Here is a 1,064-nt window from a genome sequence, read left to right as displayed (position 1 = left end):
AACGCGATACCGCGCTTTCTCGTGAAGACATGCACTTCATCAGTTGGGAACACCCAATGATCCAAGGTGGTATCGATCTTCTGATGAGTGAAGGTGTGGGTACTTCTGCGGTATCTTTGTTGAAAAACAAGGCGTTGCCAGTTGGTACGATTCTGCTTGAACTGATTTACGCGGTAGATGCGCAAGCACCAAAACGCAGCGGTATCACTCGTTTCTTACCGAAAACGCCAATCCGTCTGATGATGGACTCGCGTGGTAACGATCTATCGGCTCAAGTGGAGTTTGAAGGTTTCAACCGTCAACTTAGCCCAGTAAACCGTCATCTTGGCAGCAAGCTGGTGACGTCTGTGCAAAAAGACGTGCACCGTTTGATTGAAGCGGGTGATGTGCTGGTTGAAGAGAAAGTGGAAGCCGTTCGTAAGCAAGCACAGCAAGATATGCAGCAAAGCTTGAATATGGAGCTAGAGCGTTTACAAGCCTTGAAAGCGGTGAACCCAAACATTCGTGATGAAGAGATTGAAGCGATTGAAGCGCAAATCAAAGAGCTGACTGGTTACATCAATCAAGCTCAAGTGCAGCTCGATTCGCTCCGTCTGATCGTGGTGAGCCACAACTAATCGCGTAAAACGCATTAAAAAAGGTCTTCAATCGAAGACCTTTTTCTTTATCTGCGGTTTGCCTGCGGATTACATCAACCACTTCCACCAAATAAACAAAGCTAAGAAGCCAAACAAGTAAATCAGCCCAGCAATCGATAGCCATTTCAGTTTGCGTCCCACCGCCAGCGGTTCCGGCAAGTCCGTTTTGCTCACTAAGATGTAGTTCAGTAGCGCGAAGAATGGTGTCGTCATAAACGCCAGAACCATCGCGAAGTCGAGCATAGGCAGCAGTGCCGATGCCCAGAATACGACAATACCCAGCGCTAGCAATGATACCGCCAACATAATCGCTGACGTTGCTTTTGGATCGGTTTCCGCTTGAGAGCGCAACAGGCGTTGTGAGTCGGCAATTACGCGTGAGTAACCGTCAATAACGGTAATTGTGCTGCCGAAAATACAGAAGAA

At 48.0% G+C, this 1,064-nt stretch carries 2 pseudogenes; one reads left to right on the top strand and one right to left on the bottom strand.

What is annotated here, in order from left to right:
• Positions 1-617: pseudogene (locus R8269_RS26075) on the top strand (RNA polymerase-associated protein RapA); the annotation flags it as partial.
• 69 nt (positions 618-686) lie between these two features.
• Here R8269_RS26075 and R8269_RS26070 read toward each other — a convergent pair.
• A pseudogene (locus R8269_RS26070) lies at positions 687-1,064 on the bottom strand (divalent metal cation transporter); the annotation flags it as partial.

The sequence above is a fragment of the Vibrio sp. Vb0667 genome, assembly GCF_033391095.1.
Note: the sequence above shows the minus strand (reverse complement) of the source record. Positions and strands in the feature narration are given on the sequence as shown.